The 1,252-nt window shown below is 69.5% G+C and carries 3 protein-coding genes; 2 read left to right on the top strand and 1 reads right to left on the bottom strand.

The features are described 5' to 3' along the window. The coding region (locus tag AB0G02_RS40960) for an NAD(P)-binding domain-containing protein (RefSeq protein ID WP_360806174.1) at positions 1 to 119 on the bottom strand (119 nt) is incomplete at its 3' end. A gap of 102 nt (positions 120 to 221) precedes the next feature. Here AB0G02_RS40960 and AB0G02_RS40965 point away from each other — a divergent pair. Both AB0G02_RS40965 and AB0G02_RS40970 read left to right on the top strand, forming a co-directional pair. Beyond that, positions 222 to 539 carry a helix-turn-helix domain-containing protein gene (locus tag AB0G02_RS40965; protein WP_360806168.1) on the top strand — a complete coding sequence of 106 codons (318 nt, stop codon included), beginning with the start codon at positions 222 to 224 and terminating at the stop codon, positions 537 to 539. 56 nt (positions 540 to 595) lie between these two features. Beyond that, positions 596 to 1,240, top strand: coding sequence for a carotenoid oxygenase family protein (locus AB0G02_RS40970; protein ID WP_360806171.1), 645 nt, complete (start codon positions 596 to 598; stop codon positions 1,238 to 1,240). Positions 1,241 to 1,252 lie beyond the last annotated feature (12 nt).

The raw sequence follows: 1,252 nt of genomic DNA on the forward strand, positions 1-1,252 counted from the left end.
GCCACCTCCTCCGACCGCTCGCGCGACCGGCCGCCGACCAGCACCTCGTGCCCCGCCTCGACCCACCGACCACCCAAGGCCCCGGCCATCCCGCCCGAACCCAGCACACCGATCCGCATCCCCGCGCGCACGCCGTCCTCCTCCGCTCGCAATGCTTGACGGGATCGACGTTAGGAAGGCCGACGGGCACTGAACGGTGTCCACGACAGGGGGTGGCGCCGATGACGTTCCTCGCGGACTGCCGTGCGCGGCAGGCGTTCGACCTGCTGGCCAACACCTGGAACCCGGTGGTCCTGCACGCGTTGCGGCACGGCCCGCGCCGTCCGGCCGACCTGCGCCGCACGATCGGCGGCATCCGGCCCAAGGTGCTCACCGAGACCGTGCGCCGGTTGGAGGGCGCCGGGCTGGTGGCCAGGACCGCGCTGCGCGACCGGGTCGAGTACTCGCTCACCGACCTGGGGCGCAGCCTGCTGGACCCGATCGACGCGCTCGGTCGGTGGGCGCACGAGCGCGGCGACGAGGTGGGACTTGACGGATGAACCAAAACAATGTTTTATAACGTTGTTGTGTAACGCTGTTGTGGAGGTGGGTCGTGATGGGCGTGCAGGCCGGGTTCCAGACCCTCGACCGGGAGGTCGCCGTCGACCTGGAGGTGCGGGGCCAACTGCCACCGTGGCTGTCCGGGTCGCTGGTGCGCAACGGTCCCGCGAAGTTCGAGACCGACCGGGGCTCGTTCCGGCACTGGTTCGACGGCCAGGCCATGCTGCACCGGTTCGGCTTCGCCGCCGGGGCCGTCACCTACCGCAACCGGTACCTGGAGACGCCCAGCTTCCGCTCGGTGCGCGAGGACGGGCACATCGCGTTCGGTGAGTTCGCCACCGACCCGTGCCGCTCCATCTTCAGCCGCTTCTTCACCCACCCCGCCCTGCGGCGCACCTCGAACACCAACGTCAACGTGGTGTCCGACGGCGAACGGGACTGGGCGCTCACCGAGACGCCGATCGCGGTGGAGTTCGACCGCGACACCCTGGCCACCGTCGGCCTCACCGACTACGACGACGCCATCACCGGCCACGTGACCACCGCGCACCCGCACCGGGCGCCGCTCACCGGCGACCTCGTCAACTACGTGCTGAAGTTCGGCAGGCGCAGCGTCTACCAGGTCTACCGGCAGCGCGGCACCGCGCTACTGAGCAACTTATACATCACCACAGTCTTCCGGACGCTGACCGTGAGATAAGAAGAGCGACTT

Source organism: Actinosynnema sp. NPDC023658 (genome assembly GCF_040639995.1).
Classification (GTDB): Bacteria; Actinomycetota; Actinomycetes; order Mycobacteriales; family Pseudonocardiaceae; genus Actinosynnema.

Excerpts from the sequence above, each read along its gene's own strand:
- AB0G02_RS40970 (WP_360806171.1), top strand. The coding sequence starts at position 596 with ATGGGCGTGCAGGCCGGGTTCCAGACCCTCGACCGGGAGGTCGCCGTC.
- AB0G02_RS40965 (WP_360806168.1), top strand. The coding sequence starts at position 222 with ATGACGTTCCTCGCGGACTGCCGTGCGCGGCAGGCGTTCGACCTGCTG.